We start from the raw sequence: 16,277 nt of genomic DNA on the forward strand, positions 1-16,277 counted from the left end.
AGCTTTGATAAACACACCCCTCCGCCCCTCTCAAGAGGGGATTCGCACAGGCCCTATGCTTTTTTATTTCTTCGCGTCAATATCCAATTTATACAAAGCCGCGTCGCCGCCATCAAGTTTAAAGCTTAATGTTTTACCCAGGATATCGCCCTGTAACAGCTCATGTAACTCGTATTGATCTTTGCTGTTTAAACCCAGGCGTTTGCCATCCATAGCAAAGGTCTTTGACTCGCTGCCGTAATTGAAAATGGCAATATAGATACTATTTCCAATTTTTTGGGTGAACATTTCCGACGCATTTTCGCCGGTGTTGCCTTCCACGGGTTTAAATGTTTTGCCGTTTTCGATCAGTTTAATGATCTCCGGTTTTTGGTACCAGGCTTTGGCCCTGTCGCTCCATTGGCCGTGTACCGAAAAATCATCGCCGGTGATTACCGTACCCGTGATCACAGCCGATAAAAAGCGGGCCCGGTTAGCCCCTTCGCTTTCGGTGGAGAGCACTACATGATCCGCATCAACATAGTTGTATAAAAAAGTTTGCCACCAGCCATAGCTAACGCTGTTGAGCGTGTACTGGGTATCTTTGATGGTTTTAAAGGCATCGCAGGCTATGCGGCGGGTATGTACGTATCTGCCGGTAGCCAAACTTGGCGAAATAGCGGCGTAAATAAGCATCTGATCGCCCAGTTTATCGGTCAGGTATTCCATGCCTTTGCGGTAGGCCTGCATCCCTGTGGTTACCGTTGGATCATAAAAATGGGTCGACTCGGCCGTGGCATGGCCTAAAAAGTCGATCTTGATCATTTTAAAACCGCAGGCTTTCAGTTTGCCTATGGTGAGGTCGATACGCTCAAGGGTACCCGGATGGGTTGGGTCGATAGCGCGGGCGCCGTCGATATCATGATAGCCGTTGCCTACTTTTGTCCAGATATCGCCAAAGGTGTATTTGCTGCCGGGTACTTTGCGCTGAGGCCCATCTTTCCAGCCCCAGTCGGTAAATGGTGCCCAGTATACGCCGGGTTCCAGGCCTTTGCTTTTGCAGTAATCAGCAAATTCTTTTAGCTTGCTGTAATCACCTTCGGGGCCGCCTTTCACCATAAAATCCCAGTAAGAGTCCAGATCAATAAAAGCGGTTTTGCCGGTGCGGAAACCAGCCAGGCTATCGGCAAAAAAGTCGGCCACTTTGGTAGCTTTCTCATAGGTGAGTTTTTCCTGCATTACGCCCCAGCTGTTCCAGCCTACGGGTGTAGGTTTTGTCCAGTTGAAAACGTAAGGCGGCTCGGCAATGCGGTTGGCTTTGGCGTACTCTTCCATGCCTGTGCGCCAGTCGGCAAAATAACCTATCAATATTTTTGGCGATTTTACTACATCGCCGCTGATGGTTCCGTGAGCGATATTGTCGCGAGTTACGCTGTTTTCGGTATATCCGGCCCAAACCTGGATGGCATTGCCACTGTCTTTTTTAGCTGTGCTGCGGATACCTGTTTTCCATACTTCGTGCTCGATGGAGCCAGCTACAAAGCCATTACGACTATCGTTGCTGTATACGGCACCTACTTCGGAGCTCATATTGCTGAACGGAGCGGTAAAAGGTTTGGCGTTGTAACGGATAAAGGTATCGTTATCAAAAGGCACAAAAATGCTGCGCGCATCGCCGGTAATGGCAGCTATATTGCCTGAGAACGGGATGATGGAATTGGTTTGCAATCCCTTGCCCTCAGCTTCTATCTGGGTGATAAAATACTCGTGGCCAGGGTAAGTGTAAAACACCTGTTTGATGGGGCTTAATCCTTTACCGCTTAACGTGATGATATGTTTAACGCCCTTGCCAAAACCATCGGTAACAGCGGTTTTGGTATAGGTGCGGGAGGTATAATCTTTAGTGGAAACAGTTTTACCATTAAGTGAGATGGAGGCACTTACCCCACTGTATGCCAAATACTTATTTCCGGCCACCGAATACAGGCCTTTTTTCAGATCGTAGGCAATGGCGTTGCCGGTACCATAAGGTATGATAACCTGTCCCGCGGCCGACGATTTACGCGCCTGTGCCGAAACGGTATTTACAAATGGCAAAGCCAGTAGTAGTGCGAACACTAAAACCGGCCTGGCTATTTTTTGGATAGATTGTCTTGTTGCTGTTGCAATAGGCTTCATGTATAGTTTAAATTGTTTAGCTTTTTTGGGCGGTAATATTTTTAATTACGCCGTTGATTTTAACTTTCACACCGCGCGGGTTGGGCGAGGTGACTTTGTATGTGGTGACCTTGCCATCTTTCCAGGCAAAATCAACGGTAAAGTTGCCGCGGGCTTTGAGGCCTTTTACCGAGCCTGATGTTTTCCAGCTATCGGGTACGGCAGGCAGCAGGTCGATATAACCGGCGTGGCTTTGGATCAGCATTTCGGCTATACCAGCGGTAGTACCAAAGTTACCATCGATCTGGAATGGAGGCCCGGCCGAAAGCAGGTTGGGATAAATACCGCCGCCCGAGCCGTAATTGATATCGGTACGGGTGGTAGGTTTCATGATCTCGGTGAACAGCTTGTACGCGCGGTTGCCGTCATGCAGCCTGGCCCAGAACAACAGTTTGTAGGCGATAGACCAGCTCGGCCCGTCGTCGCCGCGAACATTGAGTGTTTTTTTGGCGGCTTCGGCCAGTTCGGGTGTACCATCGGGCGTAATTTCGGAGGCCGGGTAAATGCCGTACAGGTGCGAAATATGGCGGTGCTGTTGATCGGTTTCTTTATAATCTTCCATCCACTCCTGGATGCGGCCATCTTTGCTGATGATACCGGGCGGCGGAATTTGTTTTAATCTTGCCTGCAAGGTATCGCGGAATGCTTTATCGATCCCCAAAGTTTCAGACGCGGTGATCACGTTGGTAAATAATTCGCGAATGATCTGGTTATCAATAGTTGCGCCTATGCAGATGCTGGCGTGACTGCCATCGGGCAGGTAAAAGCTATTCTCTGGTGATGAGGATGGTGCCGTAAGTAAATAACCGCTCTTTGGATCTTTTATGAGGATGCTGCTATAAAACTGTGCCGATCCTTTTAATATCGGGTAAATGCTTTTCAGATAGGCTTTATCATTGGTAAAAGCGTAATGATCCCAGATGTTGCTGCACAACCAGCCCGAGCCGGCTTTGGTTACACCCCAGGAGGCGCTTTCGCCGGGTTCTGTCCAGCCCCAAACGTTGGTAATTACGTGGGCCACCCAGCCATGGGCATTGTAATAGGCTTTCGCTGTACGTTCGCCGGGTTTAACGAGGCCACGCACCAGCTCAACCAGGGGTAGGTTCAGTTCTGAGAGATTGGATACTTCTACCGGGAAATGGTTCATCTGTACGTTCACATCCAGGTGATAATCGCCGTTCCAGGGGGTATGTATCTGGTTGGCCCAAAGGCCCTGCAGATTTGGCGGCAAAAGGCCTACACGGGTACTGCTGATACTCAGATACCTGCCAAACTGAAAGAACAATACAGCCATATCTTTATGGTTAGCGGGTTCTTTATGAAAGCTGATCAATTGCTGATCGGTAGTTTCGGTGCTTTCCGGCGATCCTAAATTGATGTCGACACGGTTAAACAGTTTTTGAAAATTGGCGATGTGCTGTTGTTTTTGCGCAGTATAAGGTTTTTTCATAGCGGCATCCAAATCGCGCTGGATCCTTTGTTTAAAATCAGGCTTGCGGAAATCGGTGGCTGCAGATACGTAAATAATCACCTCGGTGGCGTTTTTCACCACCAGACTGTTGGCCGTGCTGCTCAGCGTGCCGCCGGTTAGTTTGGCTTTAACGCTGGCCTGGTATTGCATGCCGTTGCCATCGGTACCGTTATCCAGCCTGCCCTGCAACAACAAGGTGTTGCCGCTGGTGCTGGTAGCCGAGCGTTCTGGACGGGAGATATTGATACTGAAATTGAGCTTGCCGGGTTTATCAGCCGTTAGCCTGATCATGTCCACATCATCGCCAAAACTGGTGAAGTATTCGCGTTTGTAGGTAACACCATCAACCTGGTAGCTGGTATTGGCTACAGCTGTAGGTAAGGATAGCGACCTTTGGTAATTGGTAACTTTAGCGTCGGCTTTACCATAGTCAAATTTTAGATCCAGATCGCCCAAAACCTGGTAGCAGCCCCATTGCCTGCCTCCCGAACCAGGGCCTTTACACACAAAATCTTTGTCGATTAAAGCTTGTGCCTCTACATTTTTACCAGCCAGCAGCAATTCCTTTATCTTCGGCAACTGTTTATAGGCCTCGTAGTTATTGGCATCCTGCGGTGAGCCCGACCATAACGTAATGTCATTCAGCACGATCTTTTCATCGTTTACGCCGCCGTCGGGCATCATGCCCAGGCGGCCATTGCCCAGGGGCAGGGTTTCTTCCCATACGGCCGCGGGTTTATCGTAATGCAATCTCAACGCTTGTTTTTGCGCAAAACTGAGCGTTGAGGTTAATAACAGCATGCTTGTTATTGATGTGAGACGTTTGGATATCATTGGTTTTAAGTAATTAGGCTTTTGTAGGTATTACCGGGAGGTTCTGCGCGTTTTTATCCAGCACCAAAACAATCACCGAGCAGTTTTCATTGGGCAAAGCAGCAGGCAGGCTGATCTGGTAGGTTTTTTTATCTGTTTTGATCGTTACGGCATCCCCATTCATAAAATAAGATTTAGTGATCTTTACACCAGGGATGGCAGGAATGTTCAGCACCCCATCCTTACGTTGAAAAACATGCAGGTATACGATATTTCCTTTGCGGGTAGCGCCATAAACGGCATTAGGTTTATATGGACCTCCCTGGGTGCTGTAAATGCTTTCGCCGTATTGTTTTAGCCAATCGCCCATTTCCTGCAGGCGTTTTACCTGCCGGGCCTCGATGTGTCCATCCATGGCCGGGCCCACGTTGAACAACAGGTTACCGTTGCCCGCCGCGGTGGTTACCAGCGTCTGGATACATTGCTTGAGGGATTTCATCTGGTCGTTAGGTTTCCAGGCCCATTGGTTGCAAATGGTGATGCAGCTTTCCCAGGGTTCGTTCATGTTGATCTCCCCTATGCGTTGCTCGGGGGTTAAAAAATCACCTACCGATTCTTCGTTCAACTTTTCGCTGATCTTACCCAGCCTGTTATTCACGATCACGTTGGCATCAACACTTTTGATGAACTGGTATATCTCTTTGCCATCTTCTTTTGTCCATGGCTTTTCCCAGTAACCATCAAACCACAGCATAAAGGGTTTGTATTTGGTGATCACTTCCTTCAGCTCGTTTTTCATGCGGGTTTTAAAGGCCGTCATATCACCTTTAACATTTTTGGTAGAATCGTAAGGGTTGTGGATGGGATAATCCGGATCGTGCCAGTCTAACACGGTAAAATAGATGCAAAAAGTTACGCCCTGCTTTTTGCAGGCTTGTGCCAGTTCGCCCACAATATCTCTTTTAAATGGCGAATTGGATATGTTATAATCAGAATAAGCGGTTGGCCACAAGCAAAAACCATCATGATGTTTAGCGGTAATGGTGAGGTATCCCATCCCGGCATCCTTGGCGGTTTTTACCCAGGCATCGGCATTGAACAACTTGGGATCGAATTCCCGGTACAGATTGTCATAATCAACCTGGGCTACCTCTTTATTGCGGCTCCAGCCAATTTCGGTACCGCGCTGGGTTACCGGGCCAAAATGAATGAACATGCCAAAACGCTTGTCCATAAACTGATCCATAACCACTTTGGGGGTTTTAACCTCCTGGGCAAACGCCGTGCAAATGCCTAATGCCAGGACCACAATCAGTACCGCTTTTTTCTTCATCATATACAGGATTTATTTGTTGTTTACCAAAAAATGAACTATCCGGCAGGCATGCCCCTTGCTCGAACCGTTCTTTTTATCGCTGATCTTAATTTTGAGCACATGACTGCCATTGCTCAAATTATCGCCCAGTAAATGATAAATGGGCAGGTGCAACCAACTGCTGAACTCTGTGAACAGGTCCTTATCTTTATACGGACCATTATCAATTGCGTAGGATATCGTTCCCGCATCGCCACCGGCTACTACGGCAATACCTACCGCGTTACCTTTAAATGGGAGTGTTAACTCGGCCCCTGGTTCATCGGCATTTAATACTGGTACATGCACAAAACCAGGGCGGGTAGAAAGACCATCTGTCGGGTTCCAATCAGGTGTGATCTGCCAGCCTTTGCCCAGTTTGGCATTGGCCAAGTCGTAATAGCTGCCATTTTCATAGCGGGCCTTATCAATTACCTGGGGTACAGGCATTTTAAACGGCACTTTGTATTTAGCCTCCGCACACTCCTGCAACAACGTTCGGATGGTGGCGAAATAGAGCTCCTGCCCGTAATAGGCCGGGTGGATATCTTTAAAATCATCGTTCCAGGTGAGCTCCTTATTTTTGATCTTATCGTTCACTTCCAGCGCCAGGTTTACATAGGGCAGGTTATAGTGTTTGGCTATCAGTTCGTGGTTAAATAATTCGGGCGATAACTTGCCTTTGGCATAGTTTTCCATTTTCTGCTGATCGGCAAAGGCCATCAGGATCACATCAGTATAAGGGTTGGCATTGCGGGCATGCCTTACAATACCCTCTAAGGCGCGTACCTGTGTGGTGCTATCGGTACCGCGATCGTTTACGGCGGCTTCTAAAAATAGCAGGTCGGTTTTGCCCGAATCCAGGATATCCCGCTGCACACGGAATGCATGCGGCAAACTGCCCAATGATGGTATACCAGCGGCTATAAAATGAAAATCTGTTTCGGGATAGGTTTCTTTCAGGTACCGGCAGATCTTATCGCGCCAGCCGGGGTTAAAGGTGATCGATCCGCCCAGGAACGAAACCGTGGCTTTCTTTTTAACCGTTACCGCGTAATAAAAATTATTGAGCTTGCTGGCTGTGGTCACATAATTGCTGTATAGCAGCGCGTTTTTTACCGGGTACGAATTGCTGTAGATAAAATCGGCATAGTAATCGGGGCGATCGATTTTAACATGATGTCCCTGTAGCTCCACAGGTCCCTGAGTTATAGGCTGAATACTGACCGGACCGCCTAAAGCCAGGTAATTTTTGGCAAAGGGATAGGTATTTTCATCGGGCGGTACCAGCTTATCGTTCAAACCGATAGTATGCAGCACCGGCACGCGGAACGAGGCCAACCCTTCCAGATTATCTATCGGATTATCTTTATAAGCCATCGCCTGCTCTTCGGTGAAATGATATACCTCTTTTAGCTCTTTCCAGCTATTGGCATCACCGGGGCCTTTACCTTTGCCGCCGGGCCAGCTTTTAAAATCGCACACCGGGGTTTCGCCATAAATACAGCTTACCTTATCGGGGTTACGCTTGGCCCAGCCATATACATACAGGCCGCCACGGCTCACCGCTTCTAAGGCTACCTTGTGAGCGAACGCTTGTTTTTCGGTTAAATAGGCATAAAATTTATCCCAAACCTGTAAGGCCTGTGGAGCGCCATATTGATTATCCACATTAACAAAGGCCACATAAAAACCCCTTGTAAGCAATATACTGTCAATTTCGGTATGCCAATCCGGGAACGAAGCACGCCATACCCAGGGATTGCCCGGCAACGGGTGCGCGGGCTTTACATAATAAGCGTCGTGCCCGTTAATGTTAATGGTTACTTTTTCAAAACCCTTCCAAAGGGTATTTTTATCCTGAGCTTTTACCCGTAAAAAAGCCCCCAGGGTTATTGTTAAAATAAATAAGTATTTAAATTTTATCATGCCTTGCATCATGTAATACTGTTATAATGGTTTCGCCGGAAGGCTTTTTTACTGGTTTGGTAAATGTATTGGCTAATTATATCTCAAAAAATGGATAAATCTTTGAAATAGATGGACAATCCCCTTTGCCTCACCTTTCTCAGACGACTCACCCCGTCTACGCTTCGCTGGACGACCCTCTCTTCGCCTGCGGCGGAAAGAGGGTTGAGGAAACATTTTGTCATGCTGAACGGAGTGAAGCATCTATTATTGAACTTTTCAATTGTAAAATAGATCCTTCGTTCCTCTGGATGACAAAAAGAAAAGCGATCCCCTCTTTCCACCGCAGGCGAAGAGAGGGTGATCAAGCGAAGCGATGATCGGGTGAGTCGATTCGGCGCTACGCCTATCTTGTTTAATTCCCCACAAAATCATAAACCCTACCTACCTCTGTTTTAAAACTATAAGCCACATCATTACCTGCCCCATCGGCCTTCGATACTTCCGCACCCGATTTTAAAGCATTAGGGCTTTGCAGTTTACACTCGCCGCCGGCCAATGATTTAATAGATAGCTTAACAATTTTGCCGTCTTTCCATTCCATGTTAGTGATCTCAAAATCACCACGGGCACGCAGACCCTGAACGCTGCCTGTTTGCCATGCTTTTGGTAATGCAGGCAGTAATTGTAACTCACCAGTTTGGCTTTGGAGCAGCATTTCGGTTACCCCGGCTGTATAGCCAAAGTTTCCATCGATCTGGAACGGTGGATGCGCGCAGAAAAGGTTGGCGTACAAACCGCCGCCTTCATCATAATTCACACCAGAACCACCAACCAGCGTTATAAAGTTGTTCAGAATGGTATAAGCATGGTCGCCATCCTGCAGGCGCGCCCAGAAATTCATTTTCCAGGCCATCGACCAGCCGGTTGATATATCACCACGGGCCAGTAAACTTACCTTAGCAGCCTTAGCCAGTTCGGGCGTTTTGAGGGTGCTGATACGACTGCCCGGGTGCAGACCAAACAGGTTGGAGGAATGACGGTGTTTGTCATTCGGGTCGTCTCGGTCGGTTTCCCATTCCTGTAATTGGCCCCATTTACCAATTTTTGGCTTCAGCAGATGCTCGCGCATATCCGCCACACGGTCGCGATAGGTTTTATCGATACCCAAAGCATCTGCAGCCTGAATATAGTTGGTGAACAGATTATACACTATTTCCTGATCATAAGTAACCCCATCCTCGGTAGGCCCGTGCTCGGGCGACCAGCCCAGCGGCGATACCAGCGTACCATCAGGGCGACGTTTCAGGTGATCATCCCAAAACTCCACTATCTCTTTCAAAATAGGATAACCAAAGCTTTTGAGATAGGCTTTGTCCTGCGTAAAGGCATAATGCTCCCAGATGCCCTGCATATACCAGGCGCTGCCCGGCGTGTTCCACAAAAAGCTGGACCCGCCATAAATATTGTTCTCGGTTTTTACCGTCCAACCGCGAACGCCGGGATATTGCTTGCGGGTACTTTCTTTTTTTACCTCGCGCATGCTGTTGATATAATCGAGGTATGGGAAATGACATTCCGAAAGATTGGTAGGCTCGGCAAGCCAGTAGTTCATCTGGATATTGATATTGGAGTGATAATCACTGCGCCATGGCGGGTTATTGCTTTCGTTCCAAAGGCCTTGTAAGTTGGCTGGCAGGCCTCCTTTACGTGAGGAGCTAATAAGCAAATACCGGCCATATTGATATAATAAAGCCTCCAATTGTGGATCGCCTTTGGTTTTATAGGCTGTAAGTCGTTTGTATGTTGGTAAAGCAGCCTGATCTGCCGGGGTGTTGCCCAGGTCAATAGCTACCCGGCCAAACAGGGCCTGGTAATCCTGCAAATGAGCAGCTAACAATTGCGCTTCGGTTTTACCCAGCGTAGCCGCAAGCGCCTTTTTTACTTTGATGCCGGGAGCTTCGCCGCGCCAGTGTTGATCGCGCTGATTACTGTAATCGGTAGCTGCGGCCAATAATATAGTAAAACCATCGGCTTTGCTGATCACCAATTGCGAACCACCTTTACCATCCGATTCTGTCTGGACAGAGCCACCTTCTGTTTTAATAGTTGCCTCGCCATCATAAGCCAGGCCATTATCTAACTTGCCTGTAATTTGCAGCGTTGTGCCATTGGCGGTAGTTGCCGCGTTATGCGCATCCTTTAATTTAATAGTGGCAGAATAGGCGCTTTTTTTATTGGCGGTAAAATGCAGTACCATCACCTTGCCGGGGAAACTACAAAAATACTCGCGCTGGTAAGTCACGCCAGCATCGGTATAGCTGATCTGTTGTACGGCCTTGCTGATATCCAGCTGACGGCGATAATTTGCGGGGATTTTTTGGGTGGAATCTTTACCCTTGAAGTCAATGTACAGATCGCCGAAGGCCTGGTAAGCGCCGGTTTCGTTTTCGTCACCAGTCCATAAACTGATCTCGTTAAACTGGATATGCTCCTGCGCCAGTCCGCCGAATACCATACCGCCTATGCGGCCATTACCGATGGGATAAGCTTCGGTCATCCAGGTTTTGGCGGGTTTATCATCCCAAACCGTCAAACTTTTTTGATGGAGGCCCGGGGTTACTTGTTGGGCCCCGGCGGTAAGTACCCATGCGGTTTGCGTTAAAAAAAGCGAAAAGCAAGCAATCTTTTTAATCATCAGGGACAAAATTTTGTGTTTAATTGGTTTTATTGCCCGCTCCGGATATTCACACCGTATTCTATCTCCAAAAGAACCTGGATGCAGCAATCGGGGCTAAAAATATAAATTAAATGTAATACTTACAGTTTTAATTTAAACACAAATGATATTTGTTACAATTACCCATTGGCATGCTTAATCTGTATGGAAAACCTCTTCCATATTTTGCCATATTTTTTGCTGTGCGGCCGCCTCGGGCAGTGGATTTTGCGTGGGGTTGGTTTCTTTCCACCAGCGTTGGGTGGTAGTATCGGCAGCCATCAGGGCCATGTCTTTATCAAAATCAGTCCCCGCATATTCAAAATAGCTGAACAGGAAATATTTGCCCCCTATTTTTTGAATGTAGATAGAATAGTTGCGGATGTTGCACGCTTTGATCTTTTTTAATACCCCCGGCCAGGCCGCGGCGTGCAGCTTTTTATAGTAAGCCATTTTTTCGGGCTTTAGGCCGGTTACCATGCCAAAGCGTTTTACTTTGGGGCTATCGGTTACCGATTGTTGCTGTTGATGATGGCATGCCGAAAAAGCCAGCATGCAAAGGATCGCTATAAAAACGCTCTTCATATCTGTAGTTAATTATCTAAAAATGTAAAAAAGCACTACCATAATAAATACCAGCAATACCGAGAGCACTTTATAGTTTCCCAGGCCGCTCCAGGCCGGGCCGCGCAGAGGCTCCCAGGGCGATCGCCAGTACAGTACAGAACTTTCTTTGGTATGTTTTACCGGGTAAGCATAAGATAGCGTTACCTGTATCACTACACAGATCACAAACAGGTAAAAAGCCATCATCATGAAGGGGATCTGCCCTATCGCGGTATCCGGAAACAACTTATTCATCGCGAATACGATCACACCGATAGCTGAGCCTATCCACAAAGTATATTTGGCCGATACTGCCGATGCCTTATCCCAGAATACCCCCAGCAGGAAAACGCAGGTTATTGGCGGCGCTATATGAGCGATAATGTCATTCAACCCATCGAAAATACTACCATAGCGATTAAGCAGCGGCAGCAAGGCGAGCGACAAGATCAACGATACCCCGGCTGCAATTTTACCCACTTTTACCAGCCCGGCATCGTTAGCCTCCGGCTTATAGCGTTTATAAATATCATAACTTACAATGGTAGAGATGGAATTTAGCGCACCCGAAATCTGGCTCATTAAACCCGATAGCAAGGCGGCCACCAATACACCGATCAAGCCCTGGGGTATGAGTTGGGTGATCATGAGGGTGTAGATGCCTTTGCTGTCAACCACCTCTTTCCCGCCAACAACCGATTTTAATGCCGAAATATCCAGGTGACCGCTTTGTGCCAGCGTGTAGGCAAACAGGCCCGGCATCACAAAAATAAAAACGGGTAGTATTTTAATAAAACCGCAGAATAGTGGACCTATGCGAGCATGGTTCTCGTCCTTGGCCCCTAACACACGCTGCACAATGGTTTGATCGGCGCACCAGTACCAGATGCCTAATACCGGGTAACCTAAAAACACAGCGTACCAGGGCATGCCGCTTGGATCGCCATGCGGACGCAGCATGGAAAGCTTGTTTAGTTCGCCGGTATGTTTCAGTACATCCACCATCGGCTCCCAGCCGCCCATTTTGTTGTAGGCGGCAATGCTCATGATGATAGCGCCGCCCAACAGCACCAGCGTTTGGATAGATTCGGTAACAACTACAGCCGTTAAGCCGCCAACAATGGTGTAAATGGTGGTGATGATGGAGATAACGATAACGCTGGTATACATATCAACCCCAAATAACGTATGCAGCACCACCCCACCAGCCAGTAAGGAAAAAGCGATATGAATAAGCACCGCTGATACTACCGATATAATAGCCAGCCAATCGCGACTGGCACGATCATACCTTTTCTCCAAAAAATCGGGCAGGGTAGCCACACCGGATTTGATATAGAACGGCGCGAAGAACAAAGCCAGCAAGATCAACGTGAAAGCAGCCATCCACTCAAAATCGCCATTGAGCAGCCCTTTGTCAAAACCACTTTGCGCCAGGCTCACCAAATGCACACAGGATATATTGGTAGCGAACAAGGCCAAACCGATCATGGGCCAGCGCAGTTTTTTACCCGCCAGGAAATACTCCCCTGCCTCGTTATTGTTATTCCGCGTTTTACGCTGATGCCGGATACCCGACCACAGCCCTATTACAAAAATAAAGGCGATGTACAAGGCGCTGATGATCAAATCGGGAGTGTGGATCATGTTTTTTTGTTTAGAATCAAGAGATAAGAATCAAGAATTAAGACAAAAACTTATGGTTTACCTTAATTCTTTTCATCCCTATATCTCGACTTTATATTTTCATTTTTTCTTAATTCTTGACTCTTGATTCTTATCTCTTGATTCTTGATTCTACCCTAACGCTATCAGATCGCAACTGCTGCCGGGCTCCTGCGGGGTGATGTATACACCATTGCTGATATGCACCGGGTTTACAAAATGCTGTTGTAAATGTGGTATATGTTCCAAAAACAAAGCCTCGTGCCCCATGGATATATGGTTGAATAGTACCAGGTGCTGGTGTAATTGCCCCATATCGCCCACATGCGGTACTACGGGTACACCATATTTTTTACATAACAGGCTTACCGTTATAAATTCGCTTACGCCGCCTACTCTTACCGCATCTACCTGGATAAAGGAGGCGCAGCCGGTTTGCAGGTAATTTTTAAAGATGATCTTATTGGGTACGTGCTCGCCCAGGGCCAATTTTACCGGGGCTACGGCATCGGCCAGGGTTTTGTGGGCCAGTACATCATCCGGGTGGGTGGGTTCTTCTACCCAGTAAGGGTTCATGCTTTTGAATTTGTTGCAGATGGAGATAGCCTGCGGCAAATTCCATTGCTGATTGGCATCGAGCATTACTTTTACGCCGTCGCCCGCAACCTCACGTACAATATGCGCCCGGCGGATATCCCTTTCCGGGTCAACGGAACCTACTTTGAGTTTCATGGCGGTGAAACCTTCTTCCAACGCTTTTTTGCAGTTCTCGCGCACTTTCTCGTCGGAGTAGTTGAACCAACCGATAGAGGTATCGTAGCCCGGGTAGCCGGTTTGCAAAATATTTTCCCGCTGACGGCTGGTTGACCTTTGGTCGGCCAGCATTTGGATAGCCTGCGCATGGGTCAGTTCATCTTCGAGGTACGAAAGATCAAGCGTAGCCACAATTTGCTCGGGCGACAGATCGATCAATAATTTCCACAAGGGGACGCCCCTCTTTTTGGCCCAAAGATCATAACAGGCATTGGTAACCGAGGCCAGGGCCAGGTGCACCACACCCTTATGCGGCCCCAGCCAACGGAATTGCTGATCATTCGAAAGCTGGTTAAACAGGCGACCAAAATCGGCCATGGTTTCTTCAATATCTTTCCCCGCCAGTTTGCTGGCATAATAATGGGCGGCTTTGCAAACCAGGTCGTTGCCCTCGCCCAGGGTAAAGGCAAAGCCGGTGCCTGTTAGTCCGCTGTCATCAAACAAACGGGTTACTGCGTAGGAGTAAACGGGATTGGTATGTATGGCATCACTTCCGGCGCTACCATCAAGGGCATAGCGTACGTCTTCAACTTGAATATTTTTTATCATATATTTCAGTTATGTTTTAATGGATTTGATGGATCAATTACACGACGGTAACCTAATTCGGCCCCGCCGCTCACCGGTAAAATACAGCCTGTTATAAAACGGGCCTGTTCAGATATCAGGAACAAACAGGCATCAGCTATGACATCACCTTCCGGGCAATAGCCTAAGGCATGGATCCCATCAAGGTAGTTTTCAATAGTGAGCGGATCGGGCTGCTGCTGGCTCCAGCTGCGTAACATGGGCGTCCATACACCTGCCGGTGCAACGGCATTCACCCTAATACCGTAAGGCGCGTAATCAAGCGCCATGGATTTGGTAAGCGCGTTAACAGCCCCTTTGGTGGCGCTGTATGCGGCATGGATCACCTGCCCTATCTCCCCTACAAGACTGCTGGTATTTAATATATTGCCCTTGGTTTTTTTGAGCTCATCAATACCAAACCGGGTGGTATTGTAAATGCCTTTCACATTCACATCGAACAGCCTGTCCCACTCATCACTGGTAGTTTCATGTACTGCTTTTGATGGGTTTGATATACCGGCGTTGTTATGGATCACATCTATCCTTCCAAAACGTGCTACGGTTTCGGCAATGGCCCGCTGCATATCATCAGTTATGGATACATCGACTTTTATAAACAATACTTCGGTTGCTGGTAGTTTGTCTTTTGCTTGTTCAATACTGCTTTCGTTATTGGAGATGATGCTCAACCGGGCCCCGGCGGCATTGTATACTTTGGCGCATTCCCAACCGATACCCTCGGTGCCCCCGGTTAAAAAAATCACTTTGTTGTTGAGTATCATATATTTTATAGTTAAAATCAGGGCAGCGCATCATCTATCGCATAACCGTGTTTCCCCGAAATTTATTAGCCGTCTGGTTTAATTGGTATTTACAGAACAATTCAAAAGTAAGGCCCTGCACCAACGTTTATAATAGGCAAAACATTTTTTTTAATGGATTATTCAACTAAAAATAAAGCGATAAGTACAGGATATTGGCAAAATGCTGTCATGGGTATTCAATATGGCTTAAATGATTGTATTTGCAGATTGTTTTATCTATAATAGCGTTAGATATTACACACCGATCCGTTAATGATGTAATATTCCATTATAAACCAATTGTTACCTTCATGAATAGCACCTTAAAAAGACGGGATGGCTTTATAGGAGAAAAGATGTTGGCAATCCCCCAAAAAATACTGCGGGATGCGAAAGACAAAAACCCCGAGCTTTTCCGAATCTATATTACTTACATAGGCTATTTCCCCAAAGCAGCCGCGCATTACCGTGAGCGCAGGAAAGGCTGCGAGGATAATATACTGATCTATTGCCTGCAGGGCAAAGGGCATTATATACTGGATAATAAACGCTATGAGGTAACATCAAACCAGTTTATCATTATACCGGCTACAGATCAATACATCCGCTATTGGGCCGATAAGGATGATCCCTGGACAATTTACTGGGTACATTATACCGGTGAAAATATCCGGGCCCTCAACCAGTCGCTCAATCTATATAGCAACAAAGGCCCCATACCCATACCTTTTAATGAAAAGGCCATAGAAATATGGCAAAATATTTATCAAACCCTGGAAATGGGCTACAGTATCGAGAACCTGTGTAACGCCGCTTTTTGCCTGCACCATTTGGTAGCCACGTTTCTGTTTCCGCAGCGGCATGTGCAACATGATAAAGAGAACGATGGTGATATGATCACTAAAACCATTAACCATATGCGTGGTAATATCAATCAAAAACTTACGGTAGAAGATATGGCCATCAGGCATAGCTTATCGGTATCGCATTTTTCCAACATCTTCCGAAAGGCAACAGGTATGCCTCCTATTGATTATTTTATCCACCTGAAAATGCAAAAGGCCTGTCAGCTGCTTTATGCTCATGATGATAAAATAAAGGCCGTAGCTGCCGATCTTGGCTATGATGATCCTTATTACTTTTCACGGATATTTAAGAAGTATGTGGGATCTTCACCGGAAGCTTATCGGGTTACGGCGAAGAATACGGGGTGATAAGATGATAAAGGAGCAAGGATGAAAGGAACAAGGACAAGTCTCCTCCCGCGTCATTGCGATTTCTATGATAAAAGCAAATGATTTTGATAAGGTATTTGGTTTTTAATGACAGCAAAGATTCGGTGTATGATTTTGTTTCTTA

The 16,277-nt window shown here is 47.1% G+C and carries 10 protein-coding genes; 1 reads left to right on the forward strand and 9 read right to left on the reverse strand.

The window, feature by feature from the left end:
* Window positions 1-63 precede the first annotated feature (63 nt).
* The 9 genes from FHW89_RS23140 to FHW89_RS23180 all read right to left on the reverse strand — a co-directional run bounded on the left by FHW89_RS23140 (window position 64) and on the right by FHW89_RS23180 (window position 14,897).
* On the reverse strand, window positions 64-2,157 hold the full coding sequence (locus tag FHW89_RS23140; protein WP_172337423.1) for an alpha-galactosidase: 2,094 nt from the start codon (window positions 2,155-2,157) through the stop codon (window positions 64-66).
* A gap of 16 nt (window positions 2,158-2,173) precedes the next feature.
* Window positions 2,174-4,501 (reverse strand): glycoside hydrolase N-terminal domain-containing protein, encoded by a 2,328-nt coding sequence (locus tag FHW89_RS23145; RefSeq protein ID WP_172337424.1) that lies wholly within the window; start codon window positions 4,499-4,501, stop codon window positions 2,174-2,176.
* Between the two features lie 13 nt (window positions 4,502-4,514).
* Complete coding sequence (locus FHW89_RS23150; protein WP_172337425.1) at window positions 4,515-5,816, reverse strand: alpha-L-fucosidase; 1,302 nt, start codon at window positions 5,814-5,816, stop codon at window positions 4,515-4,517.
* Between the two features lie 9 nt (window positions 5,817-5,825).
* Window positions 5,826-7,763, reverse strand: coding sequence for an SGNH/GDSL hydrolase family protein (locus FHW89_RS23155; RefSeq protein ID WP_172337426.1), 1,938 nt, complete (start codon window positions 7,761-7,763; stop codon window positions 5,826-5,828).
* 394 nt (window positions 7,764-8,157) lie between these two features.
* Window positions 8,158-10,440, reverse strand: a complete 2,283-nt coding sequence (locus tag FHW89_RS23160; protein ID WP_172337427.1) for a glycoside hydrolase N-terminal domain-containing protein — start codon at window positions 10,438-10,440, stop codon at window positions 8,158-8,160.
* A gap of 177 nt (window positions 10,441-10,617) precedes the next feature.
* Entirely contained in the window at window positions 10,618-11,046 is a 429-nt protein-coding gene (locus tag FHW89_RS23165) for an L-rhamnose mutarotase (RefSeq protein WP_172337428.1), read from the reverse strand.
* Between the two features lie 12 nt (window positions 11,047-11,058).
* Window positions 11,059-12,714 (reverse strand): sodium:solute symporter, encoded by a 1,656-nt coding sequence (locus FHW89_RS23170; RefSeq protein WP_172337429.1) that lies wholly within the window; start codon window positions 12,712-12,714, stop codon window positions 11,059-11,061.
* A gap of 150 nt (window positions 12,715-12,864) precedes the next feature.
* Window positions 12,865-14,094, reverse strand: a complete 1,230-nt coding sequence (locus tag FHW89_RS23175) for an enolase C-terminal domain-like protein (protein WP_172337430.1) — start codon at window positions 14,092-14,094, stop codon at window positions 12,865-12,867.
* Window positions 14,095-14,099: 5 nt separating this feature from the next.
* On the reverse strand, window positions 14,100-14,897 hold the full coding sequence (locus tag FHW89_RS23180) for an SDR family NAD(P)-dependent oxidoreductase (protein WP_172337431.1): 798 nt from the start codon (window positions 14,895-14,897) through the stop codon (window positions 14,100-14,102).
* 332 nt (window positions 14,898-15,229) lie between these two features.
* Here FHW89_RS23180 and FHW89_RS23185 point away from each other — a divergent pair, with 332 nt between their 5' ends.
* On the forward strand, window positions 15,230-16,132 hold the full coding sequence (locus tag FHW89_RS23185) for an AraC family transcriptional regulator (RefSeq protein WP_172337432.1): 903 nt from the start codon (window positions 15,230-15,232) through the stop codon (window positions 16,130-16,132).
* The last annotated feature ends 145 nt before the right edge of the window (window positions 16,133-16,277 follow it).

It is taken from the genome of Mucilaginibacter sp. SG564, from assembly GCF_013149275.1.
Lineage (GTDB): Bacteria > Bacteroidota > Bacteroidia > Sphingobacteriales > Sphingobacteriaceae > Mucilaginibacter.

Coding starts and splice junctions, on each gene's coding strand:
- FHW89_RS23155 (WP_172337426.1), bottom strand. CDS start 7,763: ATGATAAAATTTAAATACTTATTTATTTTAACAATAACCCTGGGGGCT.
- FHW89_RS23175 (WP_172337430.1), bottom strand. CDS start 14,094: ATGATAAAAAATATTCAAGTTGAAGACGTACGCTATGCCCTTGATGGT.
- FHW89_RS23145 (WP_172337424.1), bottom strand. CDS start 4,501: ATGATATCCAAACGTCTCACATCAATAACAAGCATGCTGTTATTAACC.
- FHW89_RS23180 (WP_172337431.1), bottom strand. CDS start 14,897: ATGATACTCAACAACAAAGTGATTTTTTTAACCGGGGGCACCGAGGGT.
- FHW89_RS23150 (WP_172337425.1), bottom strand. CDS start 5,816: ATGATGAAGAAAAAAGCGGTACTGATTGTGGTCCTGGCATTAGGCATT.
- FHW89_RS23185 (WP_172337432.1), top strand. CDS start 15,230: ATGAATAGCACCTTAAAAAGACGGGATGGCTTTATAGGAGAAAAGATG.
- FHW89_RS23160 (WP_172337427.1), bottom strand. CDS start 10,440: ATGATTAAAAAGATTGCTTGCTTTTCGCTTTTTTTAACGCAAACCGCA.
- FHW89_RS23170 (WP_172337429.1), bottom strand. CDS start 12,714: ATGATCCACACTCCCGATTTGATCATCAGCGCCTTGTACATCGCCTTT.
- FHW89_RS23140 (WP_172337423.1), bottom strand. CDS start 2,157: ATGAAGCCTATTGCAACAGCAACAAGACAATCTATCCAAAAAATAGCC.
- FHW89_RS23165 (WP_172337428.1), bottom strand. CDS start 11,046: ATGAAGAGCGTTTTTATAGCGATCCTTTGCATGCTGGCTTTTTCGGCA.